At 50.6% G+C, this 18128-nt stretch carries 11 protein-coding genes and 1 pseudogene; all 12 read left to right on the top strand.

The features are described from left to right. Positions 1-409: 409 nt before the first annotated feature. The 12 genes and pseudogenes from JNUCC32_RS09940 (at position 410) to JNUCC32_RS09990 (ending at position 18096) form a co-directional block, all read left to right on the top strand. The gene (locus JNUCC32_RS09940; RefSeq protein WP_192571859.1) at positions 410-1075 is read left to right on the top strand and encodes a TetR/AcrR family transcriptional regulator; all 666 of its coding nucleotides are present in this window, start codon (positions 410-412) and stop codon (positions 1073-1075) included. A gap of 130 nt (positions 1076-1205) precedes the next feature. Next, positions 1206-1424, top strand: a pseudogene (locus JNUCC32_RS09945) (pentapeptide repeat-containing protein); the annotation flags it as partial. Between the two features lie 225 nt (positions 1425-1649). Continuing rightward, a complete protein-coding gene (locus JNUCC32_RS09950) occupies positions 1650-2828 on the top strand; it encodes a serine hydrolase domain-containing protein (protein ID WP_192571861.1) in 1179 nt (392 codons plus the stop codon). A 521-nt stretch (positions 2829-3349) separates the two neighbouring features. Then, on the top strand, positions 3350-3706 hold the full coding sequence (locus JNUCC32_RS09955) for a phosphotransferase (RefSeq protein WP_192571862.1): 357 nt from the start codon (positions 3350-3352) through the stop codon (positions 3704-3706). A gap of 386 nt (positions 3707-4092) precedes the next feature. Further along, complete coding sequence (locus JNUCC32_RS09960; RefSeq protein ID WP_192571863.1) at positions 4093-5259, top strand: epoxide hydrolase family protein; 1167 nt, start codon at positions 4093-4095, stop codon at positions 5257-5259. Between the two features lie 419 nt (positions 5260-5678). Further along, positions 5679-5984, top strand: coding sequence for a hypothetical protein (locus JNUCC32_RS09965; RefSeq protein ID WP_192571864.1), 306 nt, complete (start codon positions 5679-5681; stop codon positions 5982-5984). A 407-nt stretch (positions 5985-6391) separates the two neighbouring features. After that, complete coding sequence (locus JNUCC32_RS09970; RefSeq protein WP_192571865.1) at positions 6392-10708, top strand: discoidin domain-containing protein; 4317 nt, start codon at positions 6392-6394, stop codon at positions 10706-10708. A 29-nt stretch (positions 10709-10737) separates the two neighbouring features. Next, the gene (locus JNUCC32_RS09975) at positions 10738-14904 is read left to right on the top strand and encodes a DUF4855 domain-containing protein (RefSeq protein WP_192571866.1); all 4167 of its coding nucleotides are present in this window, start codon (positions 10738-10740) and stop codon (positions 14902-14904) included. A 190-nt stretch (positions 14905-15094) separates the two neighbouring features. Continuing rightward, entirely contained in the window at positions 15095-15367 is a 273-nt protein-coding gene (locus tag JNUCC32_RS09980) for a DUF2277 domain-containing protein (RefSeq protein ID WP_192571867.1), read from the top strand. Between the two features lie 507 nt (positions 15368-15874). Then, positions 15875-16009 carry a hypothetical protein gene (locus tag JNUCC32_RS31700; protein WP_267132968.1) on the top strand — a complete coding sequence of 45 codons (135 nt, stop codon included), beginning with the start codon at positions 15875-15877 and terminating at the stop codon, positions 16007-16009. 196 nt (positions 16010-16205) lie between these two features. Beyond that, entirely contained in the window at positions 16206-17096 is an 891-nt protein-coding gene (locus JNUCC32_RS09985; RefSeq protein ID WP_192571868.1) for an AraC family transcriptional regulator, read from the top strand. A 148-nt stretch (positions 17097-17244) separates the two neighbouring features. After that, positions 17245-18096 (top strand): phytanoyl-CoA dioxygenase family protein, encoded by an 852-nt coding sequence (locus JNUCC32_RS09990; protein ID WP_192571869.1) that lies wholly within the window; start codon positions 17245-17247, stop codon positions 18094-18096. Positions 18097-18128 lie beyond the last annotated feature (32 nt).

The raw sequence follows: 18128 nt of genomic DNA on the forward strand, positions 1-18128 counted from the left end.
GTTTATTGCCACTTGCATAGTATTCATTTAAGAGGAAAGAACATACATATCCATTTAAGTCCGCGTTTTACGCGGATTTTTTTTGGTTTGAATTATGTTTTGTCTCGTAATTTAGATATGAAATATCTTTGAGTGTATATCATGATATTGAATGTTCATGGTGAACAAACTAATTAATTGCACGGGGGTTCAACGCGTGAACGTGGTATGTCTGGCACTTAGGCACTTTAGATGCAGGTCCTACCGTTTCTTTTTCAGATGGAACCTCTTGCTTAAATCTGATAAGTTTTTTTGAAAAGTAAAACGAGGAACACCCATAACAAATGATTTTGTTTTTTGGTGTTGACAATAAAAGGATGAGCGGATATATTTGTTACATACCAACCGAATGTATGAAAGGAGGAGGCGAATGGCAAGGAATAAATATCCTGAAGAAACAATCAACCAAATCCTAACCGTGGCTCTTAACCTGTTCATGCAAAAAGGATACGAGCAGACTTCCATTCAGGATATCATCAACGAGTTGGGCGGGCTGACAAAAGGGGCAATTTACCATCACTTCAAGTCGAAGGAGGAGATCCTGCAGGCTGTCACCGATCATTTGTTCCAAGGTGTTGATGATATGCTGTCCAGTGTCCGGGACGACAAGGAGCTGAACGGACGGGAAAAGCTTCGCAAGATTTCCCTCGTCTCTCTCGACAATCCCGCCCAAGACGAATTGGCATCGGTGGCACCGAACCTCTTGCGCAATCCGAAGATGCTGGCGGCACTGATCGAGAACATCATCGATAAAGCCGTACCCGTCTATATCCAGCCCATTATCGAACAGGGTATGCGAGACGGATCGATTCGAACCGACTATCCTAGGGAGCTTAGCGAAGTGCTGATGGTACTCACCAACATTTGGCTAAACCCGGCGATCATTCCAGCTTCGCCCGAGGTTGTGTTGCGCAAGGTAAAGCTTTTCGATGAAATATTGAAAGGCCTGGGGCTTGACCTGTTCGATGAGCAAATGATACAACGGTACGAGGAACTGTTGCGTATGTCAGCTAGAGAAGTCAGCAAAGAAAACTAAACTGCCGAGAGGCAGCTTATTTTTAAGCCTATACATACCATCGGTTGGTATGAATAGGTGATCCGGATTCAAAGTGCTTGTTAGAAACTTACTATAAGAAGATATGAATGTAATGAATCAGAAATTGACAATGACCCGCTCGCTGGAACAACAAGTCGTGACCAACTTTAGCGGAAGCAACCTGGCGAAGAGTGACTTAGGCGGGCGTAACGGCCCTAAAGGACTGTTTAAGGGCAGCGCGCTCTCCGGTTCCGACTTTTCGGGCGCGGATTTAACCGGCAGTACATTTAAGAGAAGCGACGTACGCGAGACATTTGCTGCTCTCAAAGGCATGGATGCCAATTTGTCAAAAGTCACAGCCATTTAAGGGAGCGAATCCGATGCAAACCAAGACCATTCAAGCAAAAGGACTGCAATAATCCAACAAGCAGCACCAAGTGCTGAAAGGTGACGTTTCGGAGCCTTCTATAGTGAAAGAACACAAGCCGATTCTTGGATAAAGGAAAACGCTAAGCCAGGGAATTTATAGTTTAAAACAATAGGACTGATAAAAAAGTAAAGTGAGGGAAACGAAATGGAAAAGAAAACAACAGAAAATTTTAGTTCGTCAGAAATTGTGAAGGAAAAAAGATTCGCTGCCGGGGAGGATCGCCCGGAGCTGCAGAAGGCCATCCAGGAGATCGTCGATTCCGGTTTCCTCGGAGTGCAGCTGCGCGTGCACGATGAGCAGGGCGAGTGGGTCGGCAGCGCCGGGGTGAGCAGGTTGGGCGAGGAGGCGAAGCCGCCTACAAACGGGCACTTCCGGATCGGCAGCAACACCAAGACCTTCACCGCGACCGTGGTGCTGCAATTGGTTGCCGAGGGCAGGATCGGGCTGGACGACCCGGTGGTAGACTACCTGCCCGAGTTCGGGCTGGACCGGCGGATCACGGTGCGGATGCTGCTGCAACACACCAGCGGTGTGTTCAACTTTACCGGCGAGTACTACGAAGACGGGACGGTCGTGCCGGGGATCCCTTGGCAAGGCCAAGAGTGGGTAGACAACCGGTTCAAGACCTACCGGCCAGAGGAGCTGGTACGGCTGGCATTGTCCAAGCCGATGCGATTCGAGCCGGGAACGGACTGGAGCTATTCCAACACCAACTACGTGCTGGCCAGGCTGCTGATCGAGAAGGTCACCGGCAGCTCGCTCGCCGAGGAGATGCAGAGGCTGATTTTGGGACCGCTTGGGCTGTCGGGTACCGTGGTACCAGAAACCCAACCTGAGATCCCCGGGCCGCACGCCCACGCCTACTACCGGTACGAGGACGCCGGTGAGCAGAAGACGGTCGACGTCACCCGCCAGAACCCCTCTTGGATCTCCACCGGCGGTGACATGATCTCGACCACTCAGGATCTCCACACGTTCATCTCCGCGCTGATGGGCGGCAAGCTCCTCCCGGCCCCGCTGCTGGCCGAGATGTGCAAGCCGCATCCCAAAATAGGCTATGGCTTGGGGGTGTTCGTGCAGGACGCCGGCCCGAACGGCGACGGTACCATCATCACCCACAACGGCGGCATTTCGGGCTACGCGGCACTGATGTACAGCACGCCCGACGGCCGCAAGACCCTGACTGCCTCCGTGAACTATGTGGACGACGTCGCAATGTCCCTGGCAGTGCCGTTCCAGAAGGCGACGCAGAGGCTCGTCGAGGAGGTGTTCGGCGGCGGGCTGTCGGCTGACGCGGCCGAACCGGCCAGTAAACAGAGCTGAGCACCGTGGCTCGGTACGCCTTGAGGCTGGACTCCTTCCGGTTGTGCATGGGGTAGAGCGGTCGCCGGCCGACCAACGATAGTTCAATAATGAACAAGAAGCCAGCCGATTACTTTGACCGGCTGGCTTTATCCAGCTGACGGGCAGGTTAGTTAAGTATAAACGTACTTTAGTGTAGAAAACCTAACTGATATGAGACATTTGCTGTTATGTCCGATTACCGATTTAACACATATCTAATACAAAGAAAAGAACGATGTCGGGCGACAAAAACATAGTGACATTAGAAGCCGCTGATTATCCGGCTTATCAACTTCTTGTCAAAATAAAATGGTCCGTTATCTGGCGGAGAATGGAATGTCAGTCTTAAAACCGATCCCTTCGGCTCTAGGGATAGACGTTGAACGTGTCTCTGGAAAGATAATCGGTTTCTACGCGACCTCCTTCAGACACGCTCCCGGAAGTAAAATCGGATATCCGGAATGTCTAAATAATCCCAGCTCTATGAGCAGTGCGGACGCATGACCGGCCATCTTCATGATCTGGCCAAACGTTATGATCCTTTGACCAGAAGACACTTGTGGGAGCGTAACGATTACCTTTTACGCGCCCGGAGGTATTTACTGCCCGAGCATGCACCAATCCTTCGTGTCCTTGTTAAACTTAAAGAGCGTTTTGCTAGTCTGCCTGTTACTCCGGATAATTTCGGTCTAATTCACGGGGATATCAATGTAGGCAATTTTATGGTCGACGAAACAGGTGAAATCACACGCTTTGACGAATGCCAATACAGTTGGTATGCAGAGGGTATTGCCTTTCAACTCTATTATTTGCTTCGTTGGTATGTACCGGAGCTGGGATTTGCGTCAGCCGGATAATTGGACTCGCGATGTTCTGAAAGATAGTCAGATGCGGATCATCAATGGATTTTCGTTGATCCACGATTTTCTATAGTATTCAAATAAATGGATAGCGCTGAATAACGGGAAACGTTAGCTCATTGAAGACATAAAGAGGCAGTCGGCTTTTGGGTCGGCTGCTTTTTCTCAACTAACGGACAGGTTTTTTCCAATATGTGGTGTATATGATTTAATGCCCATAGGTGCCCCATAGTTTAACGCGTTAGCATGAGGAGCAGATGTAATTGAAATGAATTCGCTTTGTATAAGGGTTATTAACCCATGAACCCTGACATAATGTAGTCAGAGTTCATGGATTATTATGAGTATATCAGCAAAACAAACATTTAAAGGAGGAAGTTCACATGACAAATACAAGACCTATTATTTCCGAGGAAAGCACAGAAATTCAGCCGTTCCGTATCTCCGTAGCGCAAGACGATCTAGAGGACCTTCGGTATCGTTTATCTCGGACTCGTTGGCCGGAAAAGTTAGGTGAAGCGGGCTGGAAATATGGGGTATCGCTGGATTATGTGAAAGAATTAGCACTCTATTGGGAGAAAGAATACGATTGGCGTAAATTCGAAGCTCGCCTGAATGAGTATCCTCAATTCACTACGAATATCAATGGTGCCAACATTCATTTTTTACATGTTCGTTCGCCAGAACCAGACGCATTTCCACTACTGCTTACCCATGCATGGCCTAGCTCGATTGTCGAGTTCTTGGAACTCATCGGTCCGCTCAGCGATCCGCGCAATCACGGTGGTGATCCGGCTCAAGCGTTTCACCTAGTCATTCCTTCCGTTCCTGGATTTGGGTTTTCAGGGCCAATTCTTGAATCGGGATGGGATATCGCTCGTATTTCAAAAGCATGGGATGTCTTAATGAAGCGTTTGGGATATAAGGAATACGGTACCCACGGCAGCGATTGCGGTGCACTTGTATCCAGAGAACTCGGCATTCTGAAGCCGGAGGGTCTCCGCGGCATTCATGTACTGCAGCTGTTTTCGTTCCCTTCCGGAGATCCGGCAGAGATGGCTGACTTAACGGAAGAAGATCAGCGAAAACTTCAATTCCTTGCCAATTTCCATGAACGGGCAGGCTTTAATTCGATTCAATCCACACGCCCGCAAACACTCTCCTATGGGCTAACAGACTCGCCGTCAGGTCAGCTTGCTTGGATTGCCGATTTATTTTGTGGCTTTGGTGACCATGTGGATTTTATCGACCGGGACGCATTTCTGACGAACGTCACCTTATATTGGTTGACCAATACGGCGGAATCATCTTCTCGCTTGTATTATGAGAACGCGCACAGCCACAGTCAGGAGCCGCAGGGACCGAATACGACACCGACAGCAGTGGCCGTGTTCGGAGATGATTTCAAATCTATAAGACGCTTTGCTGAACGTGACAACACGAATATTGTGCAATGGTCAGAATTTGAGCGCGGAACCCACTTTGCCGCAATGGATGCACCGGATCTTCTAATCCCTGACATTCAGTCTTTTTTTCGGAGATTCCGTTGACACTATTTAATATGGTTATAGAAGATAGGAGCTATAACAGTGAGTAAGCTGAACAAAGAGCAAATCCAAGAAGCAGTATCGATCAATAACCCAGTAAAATTTATAGTAACCCCGACTTGAATCGCTCGCTAGTACGCATAGCGCGTCAGACCCTGTACCTAGACTCTTCCCGTAACGCATTGCAATTACGTCCCTTGCTGGAGCCCGGAGGCTGTAGCGGGAGTGGTTCGGAACAAGGTACCGTTAGTGCAAATTTCCCGGCGGGGCATATGGGGGAAAAAGGTTTACCATATGTCCGAGGACAAGAACATAGCCCATTTGAGAGTCGCTAATTTAGCGGCTTTTTTGTTTTATCGGTACAAGTTATTGTCCCAATTCGAAGACAAGAACTTGTACCGATTTCCGTAAAGGATAAGAACATGAGCCGATTACAATTAGATAAGCGTCTAACTATATTTCCATTCAATTTCATTAAGGTAACGGGCAGGATCACTCACCAATCTGGATTGATTGAAGAATCGCTTGTGAAAGATACATTAAAACTGGCTTATGTTGCGTTAAGCAGACCGCGCTATTTCGCAGGCGTAGCGATGCATAAAGAAAATGTTGCGGATGAAACCATTTTGGTCGCTGCAAGACATTATTGGAGGATCGTAAAAGTTGAAGAGGAACACGAATCCTTTTCAGAAGAGTTGTCGCATCTGACATTACAATCCGTTAATTGATTTTGGAGAAATTGAAGTGCATATCAGCCGTCTATATGCCATGAGACACCATTCTAATCCGACTTATTATGTCGTCCGACGGCTGCTGGATAACTATTGGGGACGAACTTAGTCCCAACCATCAAAATGCTTCTGATAACCCGAATTATATAAAGGAATATTTCAAACTGACCGAACCTATAGAAGGATTCGATATTCGATAACATGAAGAAAAGCCAAATGCTGGCACCCATAGCCTTGATTAACCGTAGAAGGCCAAATGTCCACATTTGTATATGGAATGTAAACACATGTATATCGATGCTTCATTGCCCTCTACTTATAATGAAGTTGCCGCAGCAAATAGCATGGAAGGTCATGCGGGTTGCTTGTGGTAATTCGTGCAAATGACAAAGGGAGGGATATTCGTGGGTTTACGGCAGAGGGTTATTTTTTTAGTTATATTTGTTACCGCTTTCATAATGGTGACCACCCTTTCGGAGAGGTCCAATGCCGCAACAGGGAATATGGCTCTAGGGAAGACGGCTTATTCGTCGTCGAACGAAGTGGATTTTCTCGGACCTGAGAAAGCGGTCGATGGGGGCACCGAACATGCAAGCCGCTGGTCTTCGGAAAGAACGGACGATCAGTGGTTTTACGTTGATCTGGGTGTGCCTGTAGAAATCGGAAGAGTAATCATCAACTGGCAGACTCCGGCGGAGCAATATCAGATTCTCGTATCCGACGATGCGGTATCCTGGCGGAACGTATTCGCGGACAACCGCGTGCTCGTCGCGTCCGGGCCGGGTGAAGATACGATCGATTTCGAGCCGACTGTGGCGCAATACGTCAAGTTTCAAGGGGAGACGCGACGTCCTATTGAAGGCGTTTATTACGGATACTCCTTCTGGGAATTCGAGGTATACAAAGGCAGACCTCAACTGCAGCCAATTATGGACGCGGTGAAAAACAGCATCGTCGTCTCGGAAGGGGATACCCTGCTGAATCTGCCCGCTGTACCGGAAGGTTATACGCTGACGCTGGTGAACACGGACAGCTTGCCGGTGATCGACGTGCAGGGCAATATTCATGCGCCGCTTGTCGATACTCAGGTTCAGCTGCTGCTGCAAATCCAGAGCGACAGCGATCCGACTTATCTTTTAACGGATAATGCGCTAGTCACCGTACCCGGTCTCTACGAGCAGACGAGCGATCGGAACCCGGAGCCGCGCGTCATTCCTTCTTTGCGTGAGTGGCTGGGCGCAACCGGCGAGTTCCGCTTGTCGGACAAATCCAAAATCGTCATTCGCGCAGATGATGAGGCGGCTCTGCGGGGGACGGCTGACATTTTGCAGCAGGACTTATTGGATTTATCGAAGTTGTCACTGACCGTTGAGGTTGGTTCTCCTCAAGAGGGAGATATCTATTTGATGCTGGATGCCGCCCATACGGGATTGGGGAAAGAGGGATATGAGCTGAATATCGGCGAATATGCTTCTGTTGCTGCGTCCGAGCAGACGGGTGTCATGTTCGGCACGAGAACGATCTTGCAGCTGCTCGGCCACGCTGCCGATCATAAAGCGATGCCTAAGGGGCAATCGCGCGATTATCCGAAATACCCAGATCGGGGCTTTATGCTCGATGTGGGCCGCAAGTTTTATACGATCGAGTTTTTGCAGGACTATGTCAAGCTGATGTCCTACTATAAGATGAACCGGTTCCAGATTCACCTGAACGATGATGTCGACGATGTCGGTTACTTCCGTCTGGAGAGCGAGAAATTTCCGGGAGTGACGAGCAAGGACGGCTATTATACGAAGCAGCAATTCAGAGACCTGCAGCTGCTTGGGATGGAATACGGCGTAAACGTCGTGCCGGAAATTGATACGCCGGGCCACTCCGGCGCGTTCATCGCCTACGATTCTCGATTGGGCAGCAACAATCAACTGGATATCCATCGTCCAGAGACGCTCGACTTCATTAAAGCGCTGTTTGACGAGTATCTCGACGGCAGCAATCCGACCTTCGTCGGCCCGGATGTGCACGTCGGCACGGATGAATATTTCGGCGACGACAAGGAGGCGTTCCGCAGGTACGCGGATATGCTCCTTAACCACATTAACAGCAAAGGCAAACGCGCCCGTCTATGGGGCAGTCTGTCCGCATACGACGGCACGACGCCGGTCAGCAACAATGCGACGATGGACATCTGGTATGAACCGTACGGAAGCGCTCAGCAGGCCGTGGAGCTCGGCTACGATATTATCAATACCAATACGAATTTGCTCTACATCGTTCCGCAGCTGTACCGCAGTTATTTGAATTACGATTTTATTTACAACGAGTGGGAGCCCAACGATTGGCTGGAGACGAAGCTTCCTTATGCGCATCCGCAGGTCAAAGGCGGCATGTTCGCGCTCTGGAACGATGTGTCCGTAGAGAAAGGCGTATCCATGGCGGACTCGCATCAGCGGATCTTGCCTTCCATGCAAGTGCTGGCGGAAAAGCTGTGGAGAGGCAACCGAATCGATCGGAACTTCGCAAGCTTCCAGGCGGATGCCGCAAAGTACGTGGACCCGCCGGGTGTTCATCAGTCACACAAGCTTCAAATCGACAATGAGCGGCATCTCGTGCTGGATTATACCTTCGACGAAGGCTTCGCGGACCGTTCGGGGAACGGCTTTGACGGCAACGCGGTGAATGCAGGCACAGAGAAGGGAATCTTCGGTCAAGCCGTGAGGCTAAACGGCGGGGCCAGCTACGTGGAAACGCCGCTTCGCACGCTTGGTTTCGGCTGGACGATGTCCATGTGGATCAAACCGGACACTGACAACCCGCAAGGAGTTGTGCTGCTGGAATCTCCGGACGGACAGCTGAAATACAACATTGGGGGCAGCGGCAAAATCGCCATCACAAAAGAAAATTACGTCAGCGAATTCAATTATAAGCTGCCGACCGATCGCTGGACCCATGTCAGTATGATCGGCGACGACACGGGGACCTCCATCTTCATTAACGGCAGTGAATATACGGCTACTCTCAAAGACGGCTCCAAGCTGGAAACATTCGTTCTGCCGGTAGCCAAAATCGGCAGCGAGACGAATGCGTTTAAAGGCTTGATTGACGAGCTCATCGTAAGGAACACCTACTTGGACCTGCATGGAAATCTGGCTTTGCATAAGCAAGCTGAATCCTCGCAGCCGGAATCCTCGTCCTACACGGCGGATAAAGCGGTGGACGGCAGAGGGGATACCAGATGGTCCAGCGATTGGGTGGACGATACCTGGTTCATGGTGGATCTAGGTGAAGTGAAGAACATTGATGCTGTATCTATTTTGTGGCAAACGGCATATGGTTCGAAGTACCGCATTCTCGTGTCCGAGGACAAGGAGAACTGGACGAACGTTGTGAAAGACAACAACGGGGAGATTAACGGAAAGCCGGGACGTGTCGTGACTACCTTCCAGAGCACGCAAGCCAGATACGTGAAGTTCGAAGGGGTGTCCAGAGCTACTATGTTCGGCTATTCCTTTGAGGAATTTGAAGTGTACGGCGAGGAATATAAACTCGGCAATCTACGGCCGATTATCGACCTGTTGACGGCTATCGAGGCCGACAAGCTTGTGGAGGACGATTACTCTCCTGAGGGCTGGGCACAGCTTCAGCAAGCGATTGGGCAAGCGACTGCGGCTATTCAATCCGCCCAACTGTCTCGTCCTGAGGCCGAGCAGGCGTATGCCGAGCTGAGCGTTGCTCGCGATCGTCTCACGATCGAAGACGTAATGGACCTGATCGAGCTTAATGTGAACGGAAGTATCGCATCCAACCTTTACCTGCCGCAGAAAGGGCAGCTCGGTACGCGCATCGTCTGGAACAGCTCAAAACCAGACTACCTGAATGCGAATGGACAGTTGTTGAAACGTCCGTCAAGCGGGTCGGGCGACATGGAGGTCGTGCTGACCGCGACGATCAGCAAGGGAGCTGCATCCGCGGAAAAAACGTTCAAGATCAAAATCAAAGCGCTGCCTGGCTCCGGGGGCGGAGGATGGGTTCCGACTCCAGTAACTCCTGATCCGGAAGAAGGTCAAAACGGCGGTTCGAATCCGGGAGGTGAAGATCCAGGCAATGGCAATGAGAACGGCAATGGCAATGGCAATGGCGGGGAGTCCGGCGGATCGACAACGCTTCGGCTGAACGATATTGCGAGCCATTGGGCAGAAGCGTCCATCAAACGGGCGGTTGAGCTTGGATTCGTAACGGGCTACACCGACAAGACGTTCAAGCCGAATAAGACGGTCAGCAGAGACGAATTCGTCGTCATGCTGGTCAAAGCGTTGAAGCTGCAGGGTGCGAACAGTTCGCTGGACTTCGCGGACGCAGGTTCGATTCAAACCGTGGCGAAGCCTTATATTGCACAGGCCTTGGAATCCGGCCTGATCAGCGGCTATGCGGACGGGACATTCCGACCAAAGGTTTCGATTCGTCGAGCAGAACTGGCAGCAATGATTGTTCGCGGCTTGGGTCTGAAGACTTCGGAAGGGCATGAGCTCTCTTACGCGGACGCGGATCAAATCCCGGCTTGGGCGAAGCCGTACGTGGCAGCAGCCCAGGAGGCGGGAGTGATGAACGGTCGCGGGGACAACCGTTTCGCACCGGCCGCCTCGGCGACGAGAGCTGAAGCAGTAACCGTTATTCTAAATATGCTTGATGCGCTTGGGGAGTTGAAGGAACAGGAGCAGAACTAATTATGCATAGAAAGAGAGCGTGAGATTAGGTGAAAACTAGACGAAGTTTGACTGCTTTGCTGCTTGTCCCGGTCATGCTGTTATCATTAATCTCCTCCGTGTATGCGGAGGAGGCGGGCATAGAAAGCGCCGGCTTTTATAATCTGGCCCAAGGGAAACCGTACACATGGTCGGAACAGCCGGAGGGTGCTTTCCCGGATGACGGGACGAAGCTGACGGACGGCAATGCCGCCGACCCCTCGCGTGACAGCGGCAACTGGGTGGGCCACCGCAACAAGAAATCCCGTTCGGTTGTATTTGATCTAGGCGAGCAAAAGACGGTTCAGGAGGTGAGCGCGCGTTTCCTGCACGATTGGCCGAACAACGAAACGCTTGTGCCGCTCACCGTTTCGTTCTACGCGTCGGACGATGGGGCGAGCTGGGGCGTATTGTCTCATAATGCAACTCAGTTGTTATGGGGCGACCAGACCAACATCGAGACATTTGCATGGGACGGCAGCCCTGAAACTGGAGCAGTCAAGCGTGGCGATTATACCGAAGGACTCGTATACGCTCGGTATGTGAAAGTGGTGTTCTCCATGCATCCGAGGGCATGGAGCATGATCGACGAGGTGACGATTACCGGTGCGGATGGCTTGATCGCCGGAGCGCAGCCGGTACAGCCTGAGCCGTACGCCCTCCTGCAGCCTGGAGATGCTACTGGCGGGATTCAAAACCTGGGCTTGCTGTATAACGGACACTACGCGGACGGCACAGGAAATTGGACGAAGGAACGGGCTATCCCTAATATCAGTTATGTGAACGAGCAGGGAGAGCCTGTCGATTGGCTGTTCGACGGCGTGCTGTATCTGGGCTTGACATCGGATAACGGCAGAGGCTTCGGAGCGGCAGAAGCGGCCGGAAAAGCCAGAAAACAGGAATGGGAATGGTATTTGGATAAAACGTTTAACGCTGGCGGCGATATGAGCGCGTTGAACGAGGCGACGGTCGAGGCAGGCGTGAAGCTTGGCGAGCCCGACCATAAGACGAAGGTTGTTCTGATGATTCCAGAACCGGGCGAGTATCAGTCCGACTTCGGCAGCATTGACGGCGAGGATCTGAACTTCGATGTAGGAGCGGTCGGCGATGCCGCATCGCTGGATAACAGGGCCAAAGCGATTCAGTGGTGGGTCGATGAAGTGCAAGCCAGATGGACGGCTGCGGGTTACTCGAACCTGGAGCTCGTCGGCATGTATTGGCTGGAGGAACAAATCAGCACGCATGCGACCGGGCCGGAGATGGTCAAGAGAGCGAGCGACATCGTTCATAACGCAGGCCTGAAGCTGTTCTGGATTCCTCATTTTATGGCCTATAAGGCATTCATGTGGAAGGATGTCGGCATTGATGCCGTATCTCTGCAGCCGAACTATTTCTTCGAGAAACTGGACCCTTCGCGTCTGGAGGATACAGCGGATATGGCGAAGCGGTACGGCATGTCGCTGGAGCTGGAATTCGACGACCGGATGATTAACGACGCCGTCTTCCGCGAGCGGTTCATCGAGTACTTGAACAGCGGCGTGGATACCGGTCTGATGCAGCATGGATATAAAGCTTACTATCAAGGCAACAACGCTGTATACAACGCGGCGAAAAGCACAGACCCTGCTACCCGAGTGCTTTACGATTGGCTATACCAATTCTCTAAAGGCACTTATCAGAAGCAAGACGCTGCTCCGCCTGATGTTGTAGCGCTCATGAACGGGCAGCCGATCTCGGAGCATACGATCGTGCCTGATACGACACAGGCCGCATTCACCTGGACCATTCCGGGAGACGACGGGAGCGGGATCGTTAAAGTTACGGCCAAGTATGACGGCAAGCCTTATACGGAAGGAACTGTTGTAGATCTGACGGGTAAGCCGGGCAAACATGTGCTGGAGCTGACGGTGGCGGCTGCCAAATCCAAAACGGTTAAATTCGTAATAGAAGCTCGTTTGGGCGCTGATGGCCTATTGGCTCTTGTTGATAAGTACGCGGACAACAAGCAGCTTAGCAATGCCGATACGGTACGCGCTATGCGCAACGCCTTGATCATGATGGAGCGTACGCAAGAGAGCAACCCTGAGCAAGCCAGGGACTATTTGCTGGCATTCAATGCGAAGCTGGAAGAAGCTAAAGGCCTTGAGTTTGTAACGGAAGGCGCTTATACGGCGCTGAAGGAAGGCGTGTATTACGAGGCTGGCAGCATCGCACAAGATAAAGAAGCAGAGGCATCCTCAACGGAAGCCGCAGGTCTGGAGCCTGCGAAGGCGCTCGACGGCGCACCGGCCACGCGTTGGGCAAGCGAAGTTCGCGATACGTCTTGGTTCCAGGTTGATCTGGACAGCCAGCAAACCTTCGACACGATCCGCATCGATTGGGAATATGCGCGCGCGGACCAATACCGTCTGAGCGTCTCGGATGATAAGCAAACGTGGGAGCCCTTGAAAGTCGGCAACAATGGCGTGGTTAAAGCTGCCGACGGCAAGAACACCCTGGTTTTCCCGGCAACGACGGCAAGATACATCAAGTTCGAGGGATTGAATCGGGCAACGTTTTACGGTTATTCCTTTTATGAATTCGGCGTGTACGATCTTGCTCCGCAGCAAGAACTAAAGACGTTGGACGGCATACAAGCCGCTGTGGACGCTTCCACGAAGAAAGTCACGATTGACGGTCTGGTCATGAACGGCAAGAAAGAACATTTGTATGTGAAAGTGCTTGACCCAAAAGGCAACATTCAATATACCGGTCAGACGGGCACTGAGGATGACGGAAGCTTCCGCATCGCCTTTACGTTGACCGGAGAAGAGCAAGGGAAGTATACGGTCGAGCTTGAAACGGATGACATGACGATTCCCGAGCTGGTAACCTTCGAATACCGCAAGACGCCTACGAGTGGTGGAGGCAATGGAGGCGGCGGTGGAAGCAATGGTGGTGGCAGCAGTGGAGGCAGCGGCGGAGGCGGTCAGGCGCAGAATCCGTATACCTTGCAAGCGGACGGTTCAGTCAAAGCCGTGCTTGTCCCAACGATGAACGGCCAGCAGGCTGCCGCTGCGGTCGGGGCGTCGGATCTGAATGCCGCCATTCAGAGGGCAGTGGCCGACAGCAAAGGCAATAAACATGTTCATGTTGAATTGAAGTCGTCGAACGCGGCTGGGAGCTATGCTTTGGAGCTTCCGGCGGCTAATTTGACGAACCAGCCTAATCTGATTCTGCATATCTCCACGCCGTACGCTCAGCTTGTTTTGACTGGTGACATGCTGGCAGGAGTCAAGGAGAATGCTGTAAAGCTGCTCGTAATCGTAAGCGATTATGCGGGCGAGTATCGCAGTAACGAAGCGGCCGGGCGGATCGGCAACAGGCCAATCGTAGAAATTGCATTGCAACTGGACGGTGAAGCTCTGTCTTGGAAAAATACGAAGGCATCGATTTCGATTGCCATTCCGTATTCGCTTCAAGCAGGAGAGCAAGCTGTTGATCTGCAAGCTTTCGAGCTGATGGGCGACAGCGCGGCGGCAATTAATGGCGCGTCTTATGACAAAGACAAGAATATGCTGCGATTCTCCATCGACCATGTCGGCGTCTATGCTATCGGCGGCAAGAATCCGGCTGCATTTAGCGACCTTGGCAAGCATGAATGGGCGCGCGAGGCGATCGAGAAGCTGGCGGAAAGAGGCATCGTCAAAGGCACCTCGATCGAAAAGGGCACGTTCAGCCCCGCAAATCAGGTAACGCGAGCTGATTTTATTTTGATGCTGGTGAACATGCTTGACCTGCGTGCCGAAATCGCCTCGACGTTCGCCGATGTGAAACCGAATGATTATTACTATGATGCGGTCTCCATCGCCAAGCAATTGGGAATCGCTTCGGGAGTGAACGAAGTTAACTTCGCTCCTCGTGATTCAATCAGCCGCCAGGATGCTATGGTTATGCTGACCCGAGCGCTGCAAACGACGGGGGCAATAAAGCCATCCGCATCCGGTTCAACGCTTGAGGGCTTCCGTGATGCGAGCCAGATTGCGCCATATGCTGCGGACAGCGTGGCAACGATGTTCGAGTATGGGCTGGTTACTGGCTCTAACGGCTACATGAAGCCGAAGAGTACGACCAGCAGGGCTGAAGCGGCGATGTTCTTGTATCGCGTTCTTCAATTAATCGAGGGGCAGCAGCAGTAGAAGCGGGAACAATTGATTTAAGCACATTCCGATTAGCGCGGTAACGCGCCCGGGGTGTGCTTTTTCGACGATACAGAATAGAACTTCGTAAACGGAGGGATGAGAAGTTGAAGAACTACTTGAATGAACAAACTATGTTATGCTAGATACAACAAAGTGCGTTCATTTCAAGAAAGGGGTTTAAAATGCCATGTGCCGAAATATCAAGACCTTATTCAATTTCGACCCGCCTGCGACGGATGAAGAAATTCAGGCTGCAGCGCTGCAATTCGCAAGGAAGCTCTCGGGGTTTAACCGTCCTTCCAAAGCGAACGAAGCGGCGTTTAACCAAGCGGTGCAAGAGTTTACCGCCGTTGCACGGCAGCTGCTGGATTCTCTGGTGACTCAAGCCGAACCCCGCAATCGAGAGGTCGAGATCGCTCGGGCCCGGGAACGAGCCGCTAAGCGATTCGGAGAATCCTAAGCGGGATAGACGGAATCGCATTAAAGGTACCTAGGTTATTTGGAAACTCGATCGTTATGACTCCTGAACGTAAAACGCTGTCGAAAGTATTGAAACTCCGCCTAAAGCTTCATTGTTTCCACCGACAAAAGAGGACGTTCAACATGAAATGCCAGACGGGGGTTAATTGTTACCATTCGAGATCTCTCTCAAGTATTGTATGGGTGGGAGAATGTTATCAAGTTCTGTCGAGAGACAAGAACAAGGTCCCAAAGAAAGTCGCTTATTTAGCGACTTTTTTGTTTTATAGGTACAAGTTCTTGTCCCGAGTCGAGGACAAGAACTTGTACCTATTACCGTAATGGACATGAACTTGGTCCGATTACCGATATGATAAATATCTAATCAGCTTGTTATTCTAACCATGATTTTGTATTATACGTGTTTTTTGATATCGTTGTCGCACATTATCACAGAGCTGCTGGGAACAATCAGTTTAAGCCACCCCAAATAAGTTGGAGGAAGTGCATGAAATGTTTCGGATCAGCGGCGATTCTCCCAGTGATCCCATCGCCCGGAGCCCGGAAGCCTACGGACGACCAGTTGGAATGGCCCTGCAAAGTGGCTGCCGCGCAGGAGAAACTGGTTAGGGGGTATGATTAATGCCAAGGATGTGGAGAGAAGACAGGGCAAATAAGAAGTCTGATGGATGGAATCGGCCTGCGATAATCGCCTATGACTCTTCTCGATGGGGTAGTATTGACCGGGCTCAAGGTGTGACGACCATTCGCTTTGGAGTCTTGATAACCCTTGTTGTACTTGAATCTTAAGTATATTCTTGAAGAAGGGAGGTGGCCAGATGGAGAAGAAACGTTCCGCCAAATATAACACACCAAAGGATTCACGTTTGCTTGAATCAGACAAAGAAATTCGTTTCGAGCTTCCTTACGAGACCGAATTTGAAAATTTATCTTATATTGGAGTCGTTTTATACGAAACATGGCATGTGCCCGGTCACCATCATGAACATTTTGAACTGTGTTATGTGGAAAGTGGGCAAGGGTGGTTTACGATAGACGGATCTTACTACACCGTTAGTCAGGGAGATCTTTTTATAACGAAACCAGGCGAAAGTCATCAGGGAGCTGCCGCTGGAGACTTGCCGTTTAGGTTGTATTACCTTGGCTTTAATCTCGAGCAGATGAGAAGCTTGGAAGTGGAATATTACAAAATCGGTTTTAATCGGGTGGAGAAGGACGAAAATGGTCTCATAAAAAGCATATTCGATAACATTTTTGAAGAACTGCGCATGAAAATCTTTTTAAGTAAACCGATGGTACAAGGATTGTTTATCCAATTGCTTGTCTCCATAGCACGAATCTATAAGGCCTCATCGCAAGAAAGAAATCATGGAGCGAAAAAACTGCCTTCGGACATTATCGAAATTTTAAATTACTTGCATGCCGAAATTCGTGCCGACCTTACAATCAATGACCTTGCGCATCAGTTCCATATCAGTCGTTCTCATCTGGCCCGAGAATTTAAAGAGCATTTGGGGGTAACCATCGGGGAGTATATTCGTTCACTCTGTTTGGACAAGGCGAAGCACTTGCTGCTTGAAACCGGCGAATCGGTAAGTTCCATCGCCGTGAAGCTGCATTTCACATCGATCCATACGTTCAGCATATTCTTTAAGCGGCACAGTGGAAAATCCCCCCTCGAGTTTCGGAATCACAATACCTCTCGTTGACCGGTCCATCCTGCGCAGTGCAAGACGCAGAAAAGAGTTTAATTGGTGAAAATGTTTAAATTTAAAGCAATTATTTAAAAATACATCCCGCAGTATCACAAGTATAATTACAGCAGATTCAAAAAAAGTTAGGATGAGGTGTTGACAGATGGTAAATCATCATGATGTACGTGTGAATTGTCTTCCATCGGAGCGGGATGTTGCTTTTTTTGACGAGAATGGTTATTGGATGTCTCCGGTCATCTTCTCGGCGGAAGAGCTTGCTCAGATTAAGGAACATCAAGACAAGATGTACACAGGTGAATACGAGACGGGGAGAGAACCGGTATGCAATTGGTTGGAAGGTCAGAATAACCCGAAAGCGTTGCGAAAAACGGATAACTCTCATTGGTCCGACAGGACGCTTCGTCAGGTTGCGACCGACCCTACCATCGGAGCCATTGCCGCCAAACTGATGCATGCCGATGCGATTCGGCTGTTTCACGACCAACTGCTTTATAAACCGGGCAGAGGTAATGGTAAAGAAACGGCTAATGTGGGCTGGCACCAAGATTATTCGTATTGGCAATGCTGTAAGGAGCCGTCGCTCATTACTGCGTGGGTGGCATTTACCGATGTGGACTTGTCCAATGGGTGTATGCAAATGGTGCCGCGAAGTCATAAATGGGGGCTTCTGAACGTGAGTGATTTCTTCGAGCAAAACATGGAGAAGCAGCAGGAAACGATGGATATTCCGGAAAATGAAAGCTTCACTACAGTTCCGATGGTGATGAAAGCCGGTCAGGTAAGCTTCCACCACGCACTGACCATTCACGGCAGCGGCCCTAACATAACCGAAGGCGCTCGACGCTCGATGGCTGTGCATTTGATGACGGGGGAGACGAGATACACCTACAATCCAAGAGGAGATGGCCATTTTAATGCGCAAATGATGGCAGGTAAAGATGGAGAGCTATTCGCAGGTGAAGCCTGGCCTGTGCTTTATGAGGCCAAGATCTAATGAAAGTAGCGATATATAAGGCTTTGTGGGGC

The sequence above is a fragment of the Paenibacillus sp. JNUCC32 genome (genome assembly GCF_014863545.1).
Lineage (GTDB): Bacteria > Bacillota > Bacilli > Paenibacillales > Paenibacillaceae > Paenibacillus_AQ > Paenibacillus_AQ lautus_A.